The sequence below is a fragment of the Bacillus sp. JJ1562 genome (assembly GCF_036962705.1).
GTDB lineage: Bacteria > Bacillota > Bacilli > Bacillales > Bacillaceae_L > Ferdinandcohnia.
Genome location: NZ_JBALOQ010000003.1, coordinates 326,593 through 343,526, shown reverse-complemented (window position 1 = coordinate 343,526; position 16,934 = coordinate 326,593). Strand labels below are relative to the sequence as shown.

The 16,934-nt window shown below is 38.3% G+C and carries 17 protein-coding genes; all 17 read left to right on the top strand.

Features of this window, described 5'->3' with window-relative positions:
• Positions 1 to 2: 2 nt before the first annotated feature.
• Positions 3 to 749 (top strand): response regulator transcription factor, encoded by a 747-nt coding sequence (locus tag V7097_RS02615; protein ID WP_335702027.1) that lies wholly within the window; start codon positions 3 to 5, stop codon positions 747 to 749.
• A 763-nt stretch (positions 750 to 1,512) separates the two neighbouring features.
• The gene (locus tag V7097_RS02610; RefSeq protein WP_335702026.1) at positions 1,513 to 2,334 is read left to right on the top strand and encodes a M15 family metallopeptidase; all 822 of its coding nucleotides are present in this window, start codon (positions 1,513 to 1,515) and stop codon (positions 2,332 to 2,334) included.
• 106 nt (positions 2,335 to 2,440) lie between these two features.
• On the top strand, positions 2,441 to 2,566 hold the full coding sequence (locus V7097_RS02605) for an AbrB/MazE/SpoVT family DNA-binding domain-containing protein (RefSeq protein WP_335702025.1): 126 nt from the start codon (positions 2,441 to 2,443) through the stop codon (positions 2,564 to 2,566).
• A 115-nt stretch (positions 2,567 to 2,681) separates the two neighbouring features.
• Positions 2,682 to 3,404 carry a FadR/GntR family transcriptional regulator gene (locus V7097_RS02600; protein ID WP_335702024.1) on the top strand — a complete coding sequence of 241 codons (723 nt, stop codon included), beginning with the start codon at positions 2,682 to 2,684 and terminating at the stop codon, positions 3,402 to 3,404.
• Between the two features lie 401 nt (positions 3,405 to 3,805).
• The gene (locus tag V7097_RS02595; protein WP_335702023.1) at positions 3,806 to 4,522 is read left to right on the top strand and encodes a (Fe-S)-binding protein; all 717 of its coding nucleotides are present in this window, start codon (positions 3,806 to 3,808) and stop codon (positions 4,520 to 4,522) included.
• A gap of 38 nt (positions 4,523 to 4,560) precedes the next feature.
• Entirely contained in the window at positions 4,561 to 5,994 is a 1,434-nt protein-coding gene (locus V7097_RS02590) for a LutB/LldF family L-lactate oxidation iron-sulfur protein (RefSeq protein ID WP_335702022.1), read from the top strand.
• A complete protein-coding gene (locus V7097_RS02585) occupies positions 5,991 to 6,710 on the top strand; it encodes a LutC/YkgG family protein (RefSeq protein WP_335702021.1) in 720 nt (239 codons plus the stop codon). Before V7097_RS02590 ends, V7097_RS02585 begins: the two co-directional genes overlap by 4 nt.
• Before the next feature lie 846 nt (positions 6,711 to 7,556).
• The gene (locus V7097_RS02580; protein WP_335702020.1) at positions 7,557 to 8,393 is read left to right on the top strand and encodes a 3-hydroxyacyl-CoA dehydrogenase family protein; all 837 of its coding nucleotides are present in this window, start codon (positions 7,557 to 7,559) and stop codon (positions 8,391 to 8,393) included.
• Between the two features lie 73 nt (positions 8,394 to 8,466).
• Complete coding sequence (locus tag V7097_RS02575) at positions 8,467 to 8,847, top strand: Zn-ribbon domain-containing OB-fold protein (RefSeq protein ID WP_335702019.1); 381 nt, start codon at positions 8,467 to 8,469, stop codon at positions 8,845 to 8,847.
• Between the two features lie 12 nt (positions 8,848 to 8,859).
• Positions 8,860 to 10,020 carry a thiolase family protein gene (locus tag V7097_RS02570; protein WP_335702018.1) on the top strand — a complete coding sequence of 387 codons (1,161 nt, stop codon included), beginning with the start codon at positions 8,860 to 8,862 and terminating at the stop codon, positions 10,018 to 10,020.
• Positions 10,021 to 10,049: 29 nt separating this feature from the next.
• Positions 10,050 to 11,258, top strand: coding sequence for a cytochrome P450 (locus V7097_RS02565; RefSeq protein WP_335702017.1), 1,209 nt, complete (start codon positions 10,050 to 10,052; stop codon positions 11,256 to 11,258).
• A gap of 49 nt (positions 11,259 to 11,307) precedes the next feature.
• Positions 11,308 to 11,499 (top strand): ferredoxin, encoded by a 192-nt coding sequence (locus V7097_RS02560; RefSeq protein ID WP_335702016.1) that lies wholly within the window; start codon positions 11,308 to 11,310, stop codon positions 11,497 to 11,499.
• A 206-nt stretch (positions 11,500 to 11,705) separates the two neighbouring features.
• The gene (locus V7097_RS02555; protein WP_335702015.1) at positions 11,706 to 12,464 is read left to right on the top strand and encodes an SDR family NAD(P)-dependent oxidoreductase; all 759 of its coding nucleotides are present in this window, start codon (positions 11,706 to 11,708) and stop codon (positions 12,462 to 12,464) included.
• Positions 12,465 to 12,595: 131 nt separating this feature from the next.
• Positions 12,596 to 13,561 (top strand): MBL fold metallo-hydrolase, encoded by a 966-nt coding sequence (locus V7097_RS02550; protein WP_335702014.1) that lies wholly within the window; start codon positions 12,596 to 12,598, stop codon positions 13,559 to 13,561.
• Positions 13,562 to 13,725: 164 nt separating this feature from the next.
• Positions 13,726 to 14,121, top strand: coding sequence for a CidA/LrgA family protein (locus tag V7097_RS02545; protein ID WP_335702013.1), 396 nt, complete (start codon positions 13,726 to 13,728; stop codon positions 14,119 to 14,121).
• Positions 14,122 to 14,130: 9 nt separating this feature from the next.
• The gene (locus V7097_RS02540; protein ID WP_335702012.1) at positions 14,131 to 14,832 is read left to right on the top strand and encodes an LrgB family protein; all 702 of its coding nucleotides are present in this window, start codon (positions 14,131 to 14,133) and stop codon (positions 14,830 to 14,832) included.
• Between the two features lie 394 nt (positions 14,833 to 15,226).
• Positions 15,227 to 16,921 carry a thiamine pyrophosphate-binding protein gene (locus V7097_RS02535; protein WP_335702011.1) on the top strand — a complete coding sequence of 565 codons (1,695 nt, stop codon included), beginning with the start codon at positions 15,227 to 15,229 and terminating at the stop codon, positions 16,919 to 16,921.
• Positions 16,922 to 16,934: the final 13 nt, after the last annotated feature.

Here is a 16,934-nt window from a genome sequence, read left to right as displayed (position 1 = left end):
TTATGCAACAAATCTTGTTGGTTGAAGATGAAAGATGGATTCGTACAGGCATACGTAAGACTGTTGAAAAAACTGGACTTCCATTTCAAGTTGTACATGAATCTACCAACGGGCTTGAGGCCTGTGATTGGCTTACTGAAAACAAGGTTGATCTTGTATTGACTGACATTCGGATGCCTGCAATGGATGGAATTGCGCTAATAAAAGAAGTCCGTCGGAGGAAGATGGATACAGATATTATCATCATTAGCGGGCATGACGATTTTGCGTATACTCAGCAAGCCATTCGACTTGGCGCTTTCGATTATTTATTAAAGCCTGTTGAACAAGAAGGAATGAAAGAAGCATTAACTAAATGGTTGCAGGAAATTGAAGCGAAAAATGCAAAATTGGATCGTGATGACCAGATTTCAAATGATTTGAGTGAACTGTCCCCAATTAATCGAGTGCTATTATATATCGATCATTCATTAGCAAAAGATGTTTCTTTAGCGGAAGCAGCAGAGAAGGCCAACCTAAGTACTAGTTATTTTTGCAAATTGTTTAAGAAGGAAACCGGAACCAATTTTAGCGATTATATTGTAAATATTCGTTTGCAGGAGGCAGCACGCTTACTTGAACATACCTCTCTTAGAGTATCCGAAATTGCAAAAAGAATGGGATACTCTGACCTGCCATACTTCAGCAACTGCTTCAAAAAACAAAACGGAATGACCCCAAGCCAATATCGAAAAATCAAGACTAGTTGAAGGGACAGGTGCTGTTCCTTTTTTTGTGGGACGACAGGGACGGTTCTTGTGGTCCCTCTGGTACCTTATGAATTGGTAGGTCATTTTGATAGGAAACAGAAAACTGAGGGTGAAATAGTCAGAAATCGGGCTGCATTTGGACAGACGAAGACAAAATTGCAGAAACGAGTCCGAATCGGTTCCTCATTCTAACTGAAAAAGAGAAACCAATAATAATAGAGTCAGAAAGAGTGCTTGATTTAGACAGACTGAAAGCAATAACGCGAAAATGAGTCAGAAAGGAAGACGCCATTTGGACACACCAAAAGAAAAGTTGCAAAAGTGAGTCCGAATCCGGGTGTAATTCTGACAGTAAAAGCGAAACCAAGAGTAATAGAGTCTGAAAGAGTACTTGATTTAGACAGACTGAAGGCAATAACGCGAAATAAGTCAGAAAGAAGTCACCATTTGGACACAGCATAGGCAATTTGCAAAAATGAGTCCAAATCCGAGCGTAATTGAAACAGAAAAAGAGAAAATCCGTGTAGTAAAGTCAGAAACAGTGTTGTATTTGGACAGAAAGAAGGAGTAAGCGAAGAGAGATGAGTCCAAATCCGCGTGTCATTCTCGGAACCACAAGAACCGTCCCCATGGTACCCCCTTTGTCCCTTAGTACTTTCATCATGGCGAAAACTTACTACTAATTCCCTGTGTCGATTTATGTAAAATATAGTAGAATGATAGATAGAGATAAACAGAATCGATTTAGGGAAGAGGAATAATATTGAAGAAGGTAATCATCGGGGTGGTACTTGTATTAGTGGCGTCCTCTATATTTTTTACGAGGGAAGCTTTTTCTGATATTTTACAAGAAACCTATACTTCGATTAAGGAAGTTGTAATAGGAAAAATTGCTTTAAGTAAAGAAAACGATGGGGAAGCATTGCCGGAAAAAGTAGAGGCACCTGAAACTCAAACAGCAGGTGAGCAGAGCGAAGTGGCTCCTGAGGATATGATGCCGGTTATTGATCCAAACAATCCATTTCTATTGTTAGTCAATAAAGAAGTCGGGGTTTTGGATGAAACGTATGTGCCACAAAATCTCACGGTTCCGAATGTGGCATTTTCCACGTCCGTTTCTGAACGTAAACTGATGGTAAAAGAAGCTGCAGATGCACTGGAACAATTATTTGCCGGGGCAAGTAGCAACGGAATTACGCTACATGCACAATCTGGCTACCGTTCTTATGGTACACAGATTTTACTCTATGAATCTTATGTTCGTGCAAATGGGGAAGAGGAAGCGAGTACATTCAGTGCAAAACCTGGGCAAAGTGAACACCAAACCGGTCTTGCGATGGATGTGACAAGCGATAGTGTCGGCAACCAGCTTGTTCAAGAATTTGGAGAAACTGTGGAAGGCCAATGGGTCGCCGATCACGCGGCTGAATTTGGATTTATCGTCCGCTTTCAATTAGGCAAAGAAGATATCACCGGCTATATGTACGAGCCATGGCATCTTCGCTATGTTGGTGTTGAACATGCCAAATACATGACAGAACACGGTCTTACATTAGAAGAATATCTTGGAGTCGTAGAATATTAGATTGATGGAGCTCATTTTGGGCTCTTTTTTTTTGTTCAAAGATTTTTATATTCACATTACTAACAATTATTGTAATCATAAAAGTTTCGTGTAAGAGATGTGGAATATGGAATTAATAAGTGGAAGAATGAGCTGTGATAGTAAGATTACATTACCTGATGAGCTTAGAGAAAAACTTAATTCTAAAGAAGGTGATAACTTACAATTCATTATTGGAAATAGTGCTTTGTAACCATAATTTTCAGAAAGATGTATTTACAGAAAGGGCTATTTGCGCGTATACTCAAAGTGTAAACTGGTGACCAGATCACCTAATAAATGGGTATATACGTAATAGGAGTGATCAAATGTGGGAATTTCAGCAAGTTAAGCAAAGAAATTTATACGAGGATGTTGTTGAACAACTAAAAGAAATTATAACTAATGGAGATTTAAAACCTGGAGATAAAATACCATCGGTACGTTCACTATCAAGTTCATTTAATGTTGGGCAATCAACAATACGTGAAGCATTGAGTGTATTAAAAACGATTGGTTTGATAGAAACAAGACATGGAGAAGGGACATTCATTCGTAATTTTGATTCCTCTATCCTAAATCAGTCGATTCCCGATTATCTTCTTATTACAAAAGATGACATAATAAATTTGTTAGATGTTCGTAAGATCCTAGAGAAGGGGACAGTAGCATTCGCTGCTCAAAGAAGAACAACTGAAGATTTAAAAAAAATTGAAACTGCAATAAACCAAATGGAATCGGGTTTAACCTCTGTTATTATTGGTGGGGAAGCGGACTGGGCCTTCCATTACGCAATTGCAGAAGCTAGCCATAATAAAATATTGAAATCGTTGATGGAACATCTTTCGGTTACAATGCAAAAGGAAATGAAGTTTATCAGGGATGTCTCTCCAAGCATGCCAGAAAAATTATTGGCAGAACATCGCGCAATTTTTTTAGCAATCAAGGAGCAAAATGTTGCCAAAGCTGAGGAACTAATGTTTGAACATTTAGTTAGTGGCCAGGATCTGATTTCATTTGGCCGAGACGATGATTTGTTGGAGGAAAATTGATATGATCGTTTGACAAAGGAAGAGTTAGATAGTAAATATTTTTAATTCTTAGTATCTAATAACTTATCTTTACACCCCAATATAGAAGCAAACAATAGATATTGTCACCTTACTATTTTATGTGTTTTATTAATCTGCTGCTTCATTTAGCTTTTTCACCAAAAAAACATTGGTAAATCAATAGAAATAAAAGTCCAAATCATTGCTATTTGGACTTTTATTTACTCTGTCATTTCAACTGTCTCTCCACAAAAAATGAACTACTCAATTAATTATTAGAGCATTATTTTCTGAAACCCCTTTCAAAATTTGAACAATTGGTGTAATATTTAGAATAATAAATGATTAGGTCATCAGATGACCTGGGAAGCGAAATAGATATTTTTAAGGGGAAGAGAAAAATGAAGGTTACTCTTTTTGCAACGTGTATGGTCGATATGTTTCAGGGGAATGTTGGCAAAGCAACAGTTGAACTTCTTGAAAGACTTGGGTGTGAAATTGCATTCCCTGAGTCGCAGGTTTGCTGTGGCCAACCGGCATATAACAGCGGTTATGTAAAGGAATCAAAAGAGGCCATGAAGCGGATGATTGAAACGTTCAGTGATGCCGAATATGTTGTCTCTCCTTCCGGTTCATGTGCGTTTATGTTTAAGGATTATCCTCATATATTTGCAGGCGATCCCGTTTGGGAACCTAAGGCACAGGCATTGGCGGGTAAAACATTTGAGTTAACTCAATTTATTGTGGAAGTTTTAAAAATTGAGGATGTCGGGGCCACTTTCAAGGGGATTGTAACCTATCACACATCGTGTCATATGACAAGATTATTGGGTGTTAAAGAACCGCCAATGATTCTATTAAAAAATGTCAAAGGCTTGAAGTTCCTTGAATTACCAGGAAAGGAACAATGCTGCGGTTTTGGAGGTACCTTTTCTGTCAAAATGTCGAAAATTTCCGAGCAGATGGTTGACGCAAAAGTCTGCCATGTAGAAGAAACTGACGCGGAATATCTTGTCGGTGCAGATGCTGGTTGCCTGATGAATATTGGCGGCCGGATGGAAAGATTAGGGAAGCCGCTTAAGGTTCTGCATATTGCAGAAGTATTGAACAGCTATTGATGTATTTATTTTATGAAAAATTATAAGGGGGATTTTCATTGGCAATTAAGATTGGCACGCAACAGTTTACGGAACGTGTTGATAACGGAATTCAAGATGATTTCATGCGTAGTGCGGTTGCCTCTGCACAGGATGGGATGAGCTTGAAGCGCAGGGCAGCAACAACCGAGGACTTGGCCGACTGGGAGGCATGGCGCAATCATGGTGAAGAAATTAGGCAGCATGTTCTTGAATATTTGGATTATTACTTAGAACAATTAAGTGAAAACGTTACCAAACGCGGTGGACACGTCTTTTTCGCTCAGACGAAGGAAGAAGCGAATGAATACATCAGAAGTGTGGTGCAAAAGAAAGACGCGAAAAAAATTGTGAAATCCAAATCCATGGTGACTGAGGAAATCAGCTTGAATGCAATGCTTGAAGAGCAAGGATGTGAAGTAGTTGAAACCGACCTCGGTGAATACATACTACAGCTTGATGAGCATGATCCGCCATCCCATATTGTAGCACCGGCATTACATAAAAATCGAGAGCAGATTAGGGAAGTTTTTGAAAAGAAATTAGGATACATGAAATCATCCAATCCTGAAGAACTAGCCTATCAGTCACGGGTTACTCTTAGAGAAAAATTTTTAGAAGCGGATATCGGGATAACAGGCTGTAACTTTGCGGTTGCTGAAACAGGTTCCTTCTGTTTGGTCACAAATGAAGGGAATGGCGACCTGGTAACGGCACTGCCGAAAACACAAATCACCGTAATGGGAATGGAGCGGCTGGTTCCAACTTTTGAAGAAATGGAAGTGCTCGTCAGTATGCTGACTAGAAATGCAGTTGGACAAAAACTGACAAGCTATATCACTGTATTGACCGGACCGCGGGAAGAACTGGATGTCGACGGACCGGAAGAATTCCATCTGGTCATTGTTGATAATGGCAGATCTAACATTCTTGGTGGTGAATTCCAGTCAGTCTTGCAATGTATCCGCTGTGCAGCGTGTATCAATGTATGCCCGGTATATCGTCATATCGGCGGCCATTCTTACGGTTCCATTTATCCTGGACCAATCGGTGCCGTTCTGACACCACTGCTTGGGGGGTATGATGAATACAAGGAGCTGCCATATGCATCCACCCTTTGCGGTGCCTGTACAGAAGTATGTCCAGTGAAAATTCCGCTTCACAACTTGCTTCATAAACATCGGGAAGTCATTGTGGAAAAAGAAGGAAATGCACCTGTTTCCGAAAAATTATTGATGAAGGCATTCGGGCTAGGAGCTGCATCACCAACTCTTTATAAAATTGGTACGAAATTCGCACCTGCTGCTATGTCTCCATTTGTCTCAGGTGATAAAATTTCTAAAGGACCGGGACCATTAAAGGCATGGACGGAAATTCGGGAATTTCCGGCACCAAAAAAAGAGAGATTTAGAGATTGGTTTAAAAATAGAGAGAAGGGAGACAAGGAACCATGATTGGCACAATCCATAATCGAGAAAAATTTTTAAATCAAATTGCCAGCCAGTTAAACCGTCCGCGGATTTCCAGACCGATGGAAAGGCCGAGATGGAAATATCAGCCTCAGCATGAAATCTATAAGGAAGCTTCGCAGGATGAACTGCTGGAGGTTTTAAAAGAGCATTGTAAAAAGATCCATACGAAAATTTTTACTGTTGATTTGGCCGGACTCTCCACGGTTTTAAATGATGTGGTGGCTGAATATGGCGGCGGTCCAGTTGTGACATGGAAGGATGAACGGTTCTCCAAATGGGATCTCGATTCCCTGATGAAAGAAAAGTGGGCATCTGAAAATATTGATGTTTTTGAATGGGATTATACATTAGGGGAAGAGAATGTCCATCAGGCTGAGCAGGCAAATGTCGGGATCACAATTAGTGAAATTACGCTTGCTGAGTCTGGAACGGTCGTTTTGTTTTCTGACAAAGACAGGGGAAGAACTGTCAGTTTTTTGCCGGCGACCTCCATCATGCTGATTCCCAAAAGTTCGCTTGTTCCAAGAATGACTCAAGCAGCGGTGAAAATGAGGGAAATGTACCAAAATACAGGGCATGTCCCTTCCTGTATAAATTTTATCACGGGTCCAAGTAACTCAGCGGATATTGAATTAAACCTTGTCGTTGGAGTCCACGGTCCAATAAAAGCAACGTATATTGTGATTAATGACATATAAATGGAACAATCTATTAAATTAGAAAGTTGCAGGGGAATAAAAATTTAATAATAGAAAGTATTTTCATTATTGACAGAAAATTATATATGTTATTATAATTATAATAATTAGAAAAGCCTAACAAAAATGATTGTGCAACTCGATCAAATAGAGAAAATTAACAGAGTCAAGTATTATATTTTTAAAAATTATAGTGATCAGATCACCTAGTAATCGCATTAATTTATTGAAATTTGCATACGATGATATTGTAGTATTTATATTTTTAACTATCTCAAATGCCTTCTTAACATCATTATCGGATCGATAAATATAAAATAAATTTTTTTGCCTATAGTGACCAGGTCACCTCATAATCATGTTGCTTATTGGTAAATCATAGTCAAAGGAACATTGGAATTAAAACAAAATGTTAAAAGTATTTTTTTGCACAATTAACAATATATGATCTGTGAAAATAGAAGAATCACACAGACACGAAATCCTGCCAGCAACTTATATAAAGATGTTGTCCCGTATGATCCGCTTTAAAACAGGAACTATCTAATTTACGTTTCGACAAAGTGACCAGGTCACCTGCTTACCTTATTGATTTATCTTATGAGCAGTAAGTTTCTGGGTAATTCAATAAAAAGGTCACGAAATATTACAAATCTGAAATGTTTGTAATTCTATAAAGGGGGTGGCTAGCACTCGATGCTTAAAGAAGTAACAATAATTGATTTAAAAAAGTTGAAACTGCTTTTAACAAATTGAAATCTGATTTCATCCGGTTGTGTTCGATAACTACGATGCAACATGGATTGGAGGCAGGTCGTAACAACCTTAAAATTTGGGGGGATTTAAGTGAATAAATTAAAGGTATGTGTTGTTGGTGCCGGAACGATGGGACGCGGAATTGCTCAAGTTTTTGCGGAAGCAGAATGGGATGTTCTGTTGATTGATAAAAGTAAAGAGCAACTTATGGCAGCATTTCAAGTTATTAGAAAATATTTGTCTTACAGCTATGACAATGCTGAAATTGAACAAATTATCGCACGTATCTCAACAAATGAGCAAATCGATCGTCAAATTTCGGAATATCCATTAATTGTGGAAGCGGTTCCAGAGAATCTCGATTTGAAGAAACGTATTTTTAGTGAAATTGAACCATTGGTACCAGCAGATACTATTCTCGCAACGAATACTTCGCAAATAAGTGTTACTTCCATTGCGAGTGCTTGTGAAAATGCTGAAAGGTTTATAGGGATGCATTTTTCCAATCCACCACACCGTATGGAATTAGTGGAAATTATTCGCGGTTTAAAAACGGATGAGAAAACTGTTGAATACATAGTAGATATTACAAAGCAAATTAGGAAAAAGCCTTATGTAGTGAACGATGTCCAAGGATTTGTAGTAAGCCGAATTGCGGCAGCTGTCATTTCAGAAGGAATAAAAATTTTAGAAGAAGGCGTATGTGATAAAGAAACCCTCGATGGAATTGTAAAAACAGGTTTACATCATCCCATGGGTCCCCTGGAGTTGGTCGACCATATCGGTCTAGATGTATTTTTAATGTTAAGCTCTGGTATGTTTGAAGCTTATGGGGACCGTTTCCGAATCTCTCGTACATTAAAGCAATATGTGGAGGCAGGAATGCTAGGCAAGAAAACAGGAGAAGGTTTTTATAAATACTCATAATCTTCTAGTCTACATACTCTAAAAAATGATTTATGGGCTACTAAACAGAAATTTATGAAATGGAGTGATTTGAATGTATAACTTAGAAAAGCTGATTGTCGCTGATTCCCAAGACGATCACCTTAAGTTGAACTGTTCTCAATGTCCTAAATGCGAAAGAAAATATTTTCCATTAAAAGAAATTTGCGCGGATTGCTTGGAGTCATTGACGAATATTGAGATTAGTTCATATGGACGCATATTTTCCTATACTACGATTCAAACAGATTCACCGTTATATAAAGCACCATATACACTAGCCTTTGTTGACTTAGATGATGGCGTCCGTCTTTTAGCTAGGGTAAATGACGAGAACCAACAACTTAGCAGCGACCAACGTGTGAAAGCAGTTCGAACTACCTTCACTACAAAAAGTGGAGAAACAATAAACTCATTTGAATTTAAATTAATCTAGGAGGTGAAACAAATGAGAGAAGTTGCGGTAATTGGAATGGGAATGACACCATTTGGAAAATTCCCAGAAACGCCTATTAGTAAACTGGGGTACACTGCAATAATTGAAGCTTTGAAAGATAGCGGGATCGAAAAACAAGGAATTGAAGCTGCATTTATCGGAAGCGTTTACGGAGAGATGGGGATTGGTCAAAAAATATTAATGGAAATTGGTTTAACAGGAATCCCTGTAACAAATGTTGAAAACGCTTGCGCTAGTGGTTCGACAGCTTTTCGGGAAGCATGGCTGCAAGTGTCAATGGGAGTCATAGACGTTGCTCTAGCTGTTGGTATTGAACAATTATCAACAAGTATTAGCGGGCCGCTACCCTTAAATTACGAAGATTATGAAGTTAGTCAGGGTTTAATTTTACCAGCACAGTATGCATTAATGAGTCGTAGATATATGGATCTTTATGGCATAACTGAAGAACAACTTGCTCAAGTATCGGTCAAGAATCACTATAATGGAACATTAAATCCAAAATCTCAATATCGTAAGAGCATGACCCTTGAAGAAATTATGTCATCAAGACCAATCGCAGACCCTATTAAACTATTAGAATGCTGTCCTATTGGTGATGGTGCAGCAGCTGCAATAATAGTGTCAAAGGATTATGCAAAAAAACTAGGAATTTTAAATCCTGTTACTATAAAGAGTTCAGTGTTGATAAGTGGAGATGCCGTTTACGAACCTGAAGAAAGCGTTTGGAGTCAAAAGCTAATTAATAAGACTGTTTCTAAAGCCTATGAAGCAGCAGGGTTAGGACCTGATGACATTGATTTTGCTGAGGTGCATGATGCTTATCCGATAGCTGAGCTTTTAGCTTATGAGGGTCTACAATTTTGCAAGCCTGGTGAAAGTGGGAAATTGCTTAGTGATGGAGTAACCGAATTAACTGGAGCTAAACCAGTGAATACAAGTGGAGGATTGTTATCCAAAGGTCACCCATTAGCAGCAACAGGCATAGCACAGCTGTATGAGATCTATTTGCAGCTTCACGGTAGAGCAGAAAAAAGACAAATAGAGAAAAACGGAAGACTTCCTCTTGTCGGTGTCGCAGAGACGATGGGCGGTGGAGGTATTTCGAACTTAAGTGGTAACATTTGCTCCATCATTATTTTAGGAAAATAAAATTAGATTATTTTAAGGAGGAATTTTTAATGATTACAATTACTAATGACCTATTAGATCCACAAGCAGTTAATGATCCATATTCATATTTTAAACAAATCCGTGATGATGATCCTGTATATTGGAACGATCGTTGGAAAGGGTGGATCATCACAAAATATGATGATGTGTATGCATTGTTACAAGATCCTCGAATTTCCGCGGATCGTATTAGCAAACAAATAATGGATAAAATGCCAACTGAGGGACAATACGTTGCTGAGGTAATGAAAAAATGGATGCCGTTAATTGATCCCCCAAATCATACTCGTGTTCGCAGGGTATTACAAAAGGCATTTTCTCCTCGAGTGATCGGGGCAATGAGGGAAACAATACAAAAAATAGTCGATCAAGCAATCGATGAAATTAAAGATAGACAAAATATAGATGTTGTTTCTGACTATGCATTCTCAATTCCGTCAAATGTTCTTTCTTCTATGATGGGGTTACCAACGGAGGATTTTGACAAAATCAAAACCTGGACACATGATCTGAATACTTTAGTTTTCATTGATTTATCAGTAAAAGATCGACACATCATTGCGTATCACGCTGTTAAAGAGATGTCGGCTTACTTTGAAGAAAAATTCGAAGAAAGAAAGAGAGAACCAGGATCAGATCTGATTAGTTCCCTTATTGAAGCAAATGAGGGAGGAATTTTAAGTGATGAAGAATTAATTGCTCAGGCTATTCTTTTGTTTCAGGCTGGACATGAAACAACAACAGGTATGATTGCGAGTAGTGTACTAGCTCTTCTTAAAAACCCTTCTCAATTGCAATTGCTAAAAGAGAACCCATCATTAATTGACTCAGCTGTAGAGGAGTTTATTCGTTATGATGGGGCTGCTAAAGCAGTAGTTCGCGTTGCAAAAGAAGACATCGAAATTCGAAATAAAATCATTAAAAAAGGTGAAAGACTACTACTTGTAAATGGAGCTGCTAATCGGGATGAGGAAAAATTTGATAATCCAGATCAATTGGATATCACTAGGCAACCGAATCCGCATCTTGGATTTGGTACTGGATCTCACTATTGTCTAGGAAATCAATTAGCACGATTAGAAGTAAAAGTTGCTGTCAACTCCTTATTGCAAAGAATCACTCATTTGGAATTAGCAAATGAAGAACAATTAAGCTGGGAATCGACAATTGTAGGACGCCTTTTAAAATCACTTGATGTTCATATAAAAGTAGACTAGATTTCTATGAAAATAGTTTTAATTCTTATTAGAATGGGGGGAATTCTTCATGAAGGTTACAGTTAATAAAGACGCCTGCATAGGTAATGGAATGTGTATCGGAATCGTATCAGAAGCTTTCAAATTTGGAGAAGATGGTAAGTCACAAGCCTATAATCCAGATCCCAAATTACTCGATTCAATCCGCGAGGCTGAAGAGAATTGCCCTGTTGGTGCAATAATAATCGAGGAAGACGAGTAATTTATATATGAGGACCAGTGAAATGATCGGTTACTCTGGGCATTTATTACAATGCACTAAAAAGTTGTGGATCAGTCAGCAACACAAAAAATAACCATCAAAATTTATCTGGCGCTGGTCCTCGTTTTAAGTTCGTTACTTTGTTGTATTTGGAAAATAACAAGGAAGAGCCAATATCAAAGACTACTTATTATGGGGAGATTCAATTGAGACTTAATGATAAAGTTGCGTTCATAACTGGTGCTGGTGGCCCAATGGGGGAAGCAATCGCTTTACGATTTGCCGAAGAGGGCGCACAATTAGTGATTACCGATATTTCTCAGAATAGGTTAAATCAAACAAGAGAAAAATTACTTGAATGGCTGGATGCCGACCAGGTTCTGGCGATAAGGGCAAATGTCCTTGATTTTGAGGAAGTTAAGCAAGTAGTGGAAGAGGCAATTAATAGATTTCCGAAACTAGATATTCTAGTGAATGTCGTTGGTGGAATCCGTGATTCAATTATGAATAAATCGATTTTTGAAATTGATGGCGAACGCTGGGATAATACGATGGAACTCAATTTAAAGGGAACTTTTAATTGTACAAAATTAATCGCGCCAAACATGCTGCAAAATGGGTATGGAAAAATCGTCAATATCTCTACTATTCATTTTGCAGGGGACAAAGGATACGCAGATTATGGTGCTGCGAAGGCAGGAGTGGCTTCATTTACGAAAACGGCTGCTAAGGAACTAAGTCCTGCTATTAATGTTAATTGTATAGCTCCGGGATTAATTCAAACTTCAGTCGTAGAGAGAATGGACAGTGAAACCCTTGAAGAATATCGGAATAATACATTATTGCGGAGGCTAGGTAAACCAATGGATGTCGCCAATACAGCTCTATTTTTAGCCAGTGATGAGTCAGCTTTTATTACTGGGCATATCATACCGGTTTCAGGTGGCATTTGGCCACATCTATAAAAATACTTCCACCCCAAAAGTGACGTATTAGCCGAATGGGTAGTGACAGTAGAGTAATAAAAATTCACTGAGGGGAAAACGTATTTTATTGCATCTATACCTTGGGCGAAGCAGAGGGAATGGAGATAAATATGACAAATAAAATACATGATCTTGGCGATCGTATTCATCTAATCGATGTTTATGACCTAGGATTATCAAATCGGTCAGGTACATATGTAATTAATGAGGATGACATTACACTAGTGGAGACGGGTTCTAGCATGTCCTTGCCTCATATATTAAATGGATTAAAAGAATTAGAAATTGATCCACAAAATGTGAAGAATATTATTGTCACTCATATTCACCTTGACCATTCAGGAGGAGTGGGTATATTGTTGCAAGATTGTCCAAATGCAACCGTTTTTGTACATCCTAAAGGTGCTCGTCACTTAATGGACCCCTCTAGGCTAAAATTAGGGGCAAAAGCAGTTTATGGCGATGATTTTGACCGCCTTTTTGAACCAATTCTGCCCGTGCCAGAAGAGAAAATCATCATTAAAGAAGATGGTGAAACATTGCAGATCGGGAGGAATCGCACATTGACTTTCTTTGATACTCAGGGGCACTGTGATCATCATTTTTGTATTTTAGATTCCGTTAGTAATGGAATATTTACGGGTGATACAATTGGAATGAACTGTGAAGAAGTTCTAGCAGACATAGGGATTAAACTTTATATCCCATTAACTTCTCCGAATCAATTTAAACCAGATGCGACACTTCATTCTCTTGAAAGAATAAAGAATATGAATGTAGACCGCATTTATTTTGGACATTTTGGTGCTACCTCAGATGTAGAAGAAGTGTATAAACAAATAAAGTCATGGGTACCGCTTTATGTAGAAATTGGGGAAAAAGCAGTCCAACTAAATAAGGACTACACATGGATTGGTGAACAAATATTTAATCTTATTAAAGGTGAATTAACGAAGCTAGGAGTACCTGAATCACATCAAATTTACGATTACTTGAAAATCGAATTGCCTATTAGTGCAATGGGTATTGTCGATTATCTTGGCAAAAAAATCGAAAAACCAGATCTAAGGGTTTAATTATGACTAGGAAAACGAATTTCTTCTGATTGAGCAGGAATTCAATAAAAGCTTGTTTTTTCCTTTGATTTAATTTTGAAAAATTTTATATTCACATTATACTAGTCATCTGATGACTAGCTCATCGGAATATAATAAGTCACTTTAATTGGAAGGAAAAGTGTATGAGAATACTTAAATTTTTGCTAATCCCCTTGCAAATCTCGGTGCTTTGTATTTTTTATTCGCTGGTGCAGCAAATAGTTGCTTGGTTTCATATTCCGATCCCTGCAAGTGTATTGGGAATGGTACTTCTAGCAATTTTATTAATAACAGATATTATTCCACTACATTTTATTGAAGATGGATCTCAATGTTTAATTAAGTTAATGCCCATTATGTTCGTACCTGATGGAGTAGCCTTGTTTTATTCTGGAGATATTTTAAAAAATAACGGGGTTATGTTGCTATTAATGTTTTTAATTTCTACTATTATGGTCATGTCATTAACAGCTATTACATCCATTTACATGCAGAAGGATAGAAAACAACTAAATAATAACCCAAAAGTGGAAGGGTGACTGTAAAGAATGGATATACATCCTTACACTATTGGTTTTGGATTGATATTAACAGTAAGTGTGTATTGCATTTCTGTTTGGGTACATGGAAAGTTCACTAGTTTATTGACGAGTCCAATGCTATTAAGCATTTTGATGGTAGGCTTTGTTTTAATAGGATTTAATTTTCCATATGAAGACTATTATGAGGGAGGAAAACTCATATCTTGGTTTTTAGGTCCAGCTGTCATTTCACTAGCAGTACCTATCAAGAAAAATATAGCTATTTTAATAAAATTTAAGAAAGCAATCTTCTTAGGCACTTTCGTTGGTTCCATTACCGCTATCTTAAGTAATTTTTTGCTATTTTTCGCTGCAGGATTTCCTTCAAGTTTGGTGTACTCGATCGTACCGAAGCATGTCACGACCCCTATAGCGATGGAACTATCTAAGATTATGGGAGGAGACCCCTCCATTACTGTCGGAGCAACCTATTTCACTGGAATTTTTGGATTTATAACTGTCGGATATTTTATGGATCGTTTCTCAATTAAAGATCCTATTTCAAGAGGGTTAGTTACAGGTGTTTCATATCATGGAATGGGAGCAGCACGTGCCATGGAAGAGGGGGAATTAACCGGAGCAATTAGCAGTATTGCATTTATTATTACTGGGACTATTACAAGCTTCTTAACTCCAATTCTATCAATATGGTTTAAGACAATTGTATAATTGCTCAAATCTACTCGAAATCGAAAACAATGGTCCAGATGTTTCAGGGATGCTGAAAACGTTTACAAAGGAGTAAACCGCAACGATGAGAAACTTACTCACACATCAAAGTATTTTTATGGCGTAAATTATCGGAAAACTCGAAATTCACAAAAAATAGCGGACCTAAATTTACAAGTATATATAAGAGGTAAGAAAATCAAGTTTAATTTTACTGTTAGTTAAGGGTAAAAAAGAATGCTTGGATAAGCAGGTATTTACTTGTAGGGAGGTGAATCTTCATGTAAGTCACAATTGATAAAAACGTAGGTATTGAAAATTGAAAAGTGTTTATAAATCGAACCAGAATTTGTTATCAATGTAATATTAATTATAAACTTTGGAGGGAAAACGAATGAATGGAGCTGAGCTACTTGTTGCGGCTCTCTATAAAAAGGGAGTACGACAGGTCTTTTCGCTAAATGGTGGACACATTAGTTTCGTATACAAGGCGTTGATTGACTATGGAATCCGTATTGTCGATGTACGGCATGAAGAAGCTGCCGCTTATATGGCCTATTCATGGGCCCGTCTTACTGGGCAGCCTGCTGTTATATTAGCTACGGCTGGTCCTGGGGTAACAAACACAACAACCGGCGTCGCTACAGCTTTTCAGGCCGCCACACCAATGATTGTAATTGGAGCACATTCACCTATTCCTCAAATGGGAATGGGGGCCATGCAGGAAGTTGATCAAGTAGGCATCATGAAACCAATCACAAAATTTGCAGAGCTTATTTTGGATTCGAAGAAAATCCCTATGTGGGTAAACAGAGCATTTCAAACAACTAGTAGTGGGAAGCCAGGTCCTGTATTTTTAGATTTTCCGACAAGTGTGTTTAAAGCAGAGGCAGACCCAGAGTGGTTGGAACAGGTAAGCGAAACTTTAGTTGTCGACCCTCCAGCTCCTGAACTGTCGTCTGTCCAAAAAGTTGCATCCATTCTACAGAATGCAGAAAGACCTTTAATCATTGCCGGAGGTGGTACGTTCTTTTCTGGTGCTCACCAAGCATTGATTGATTTTGCAGAGCGTCATGGAGTACCGGTTTTGACGACATCTCTAAACAAAGGTGTATTTCCAGATACACACTCATTACATATAGGAGCAGCTCGATCACTTGCAATGGCAAATGCAGATGTTGTTATTATTCTTGGTGCACGACTTAACTTTATTTTAGGTTATGGTTTAGAGCCAAGGTTCTCAAAGGATTCTATATTCGTTCAGGTAGATACGGATCCAACTGAAATCGCCAGAACTCGTCCAATTGATGTGCCTGTATTTAGTGATGTTCGAAAATTCGTCATGGAGCTGGATACGGCATTACAAGATGGACCTGATGTATCTCAACAGTTTACTTCATGGGTTCAGAAGCTGCAAACAAAGGATCAGAGTAACAGGGAAAAATTGGAAAAGCAAACAGCTGAATTGACAAATTCGCCAATTCATCCACTTCGTCTTTGTTACGAAGTAAATAAGTTTGTGACGAAGGATACAACCATTGTTGCTGATGGAGGAGATATTCTTTCCTATAGCAGACTTGCATTTGGTCGTGACTTGCCAGGACATTATGTAGATCCAGGAGCATTAGGCACAATTGGTATTGGCGTTCCCGCAGCTATTGCAGCCAAAATTGCCCGTCCCGAATCACCAGTCATATTGGTAACGGGTGATGGCTCATTAGGGTTTACCTTAGCGGAATTAGATACTGCGATAAGACACCAAATTCCAATCGTGATCGTTGTTAGCAACAATGCCGGCTGGAATATTGAAAGAAAAGCAATGGAATTAGACTATGGTCCAGAATACACAGTTGGAACTACGTTAAATTCGACACGCTACGACTTAATCATGGAAGCATTTGGGGGACATGGAGAATGGGTAACAGAGCTGTCGCAACTACCAGCTGCTCTACAAAGATCCATCCAAGCCGGGGTCCCAGCACTGGTTAATGTAGAAACGGATAGTACTGTCGTTTCTCCCGACTTGGCAAGGGGTCTTGCCACAATTCCAGAGGAGCAAGCTATAAACTATAAAACTGCTACTAAATAACTATTATGGGGGA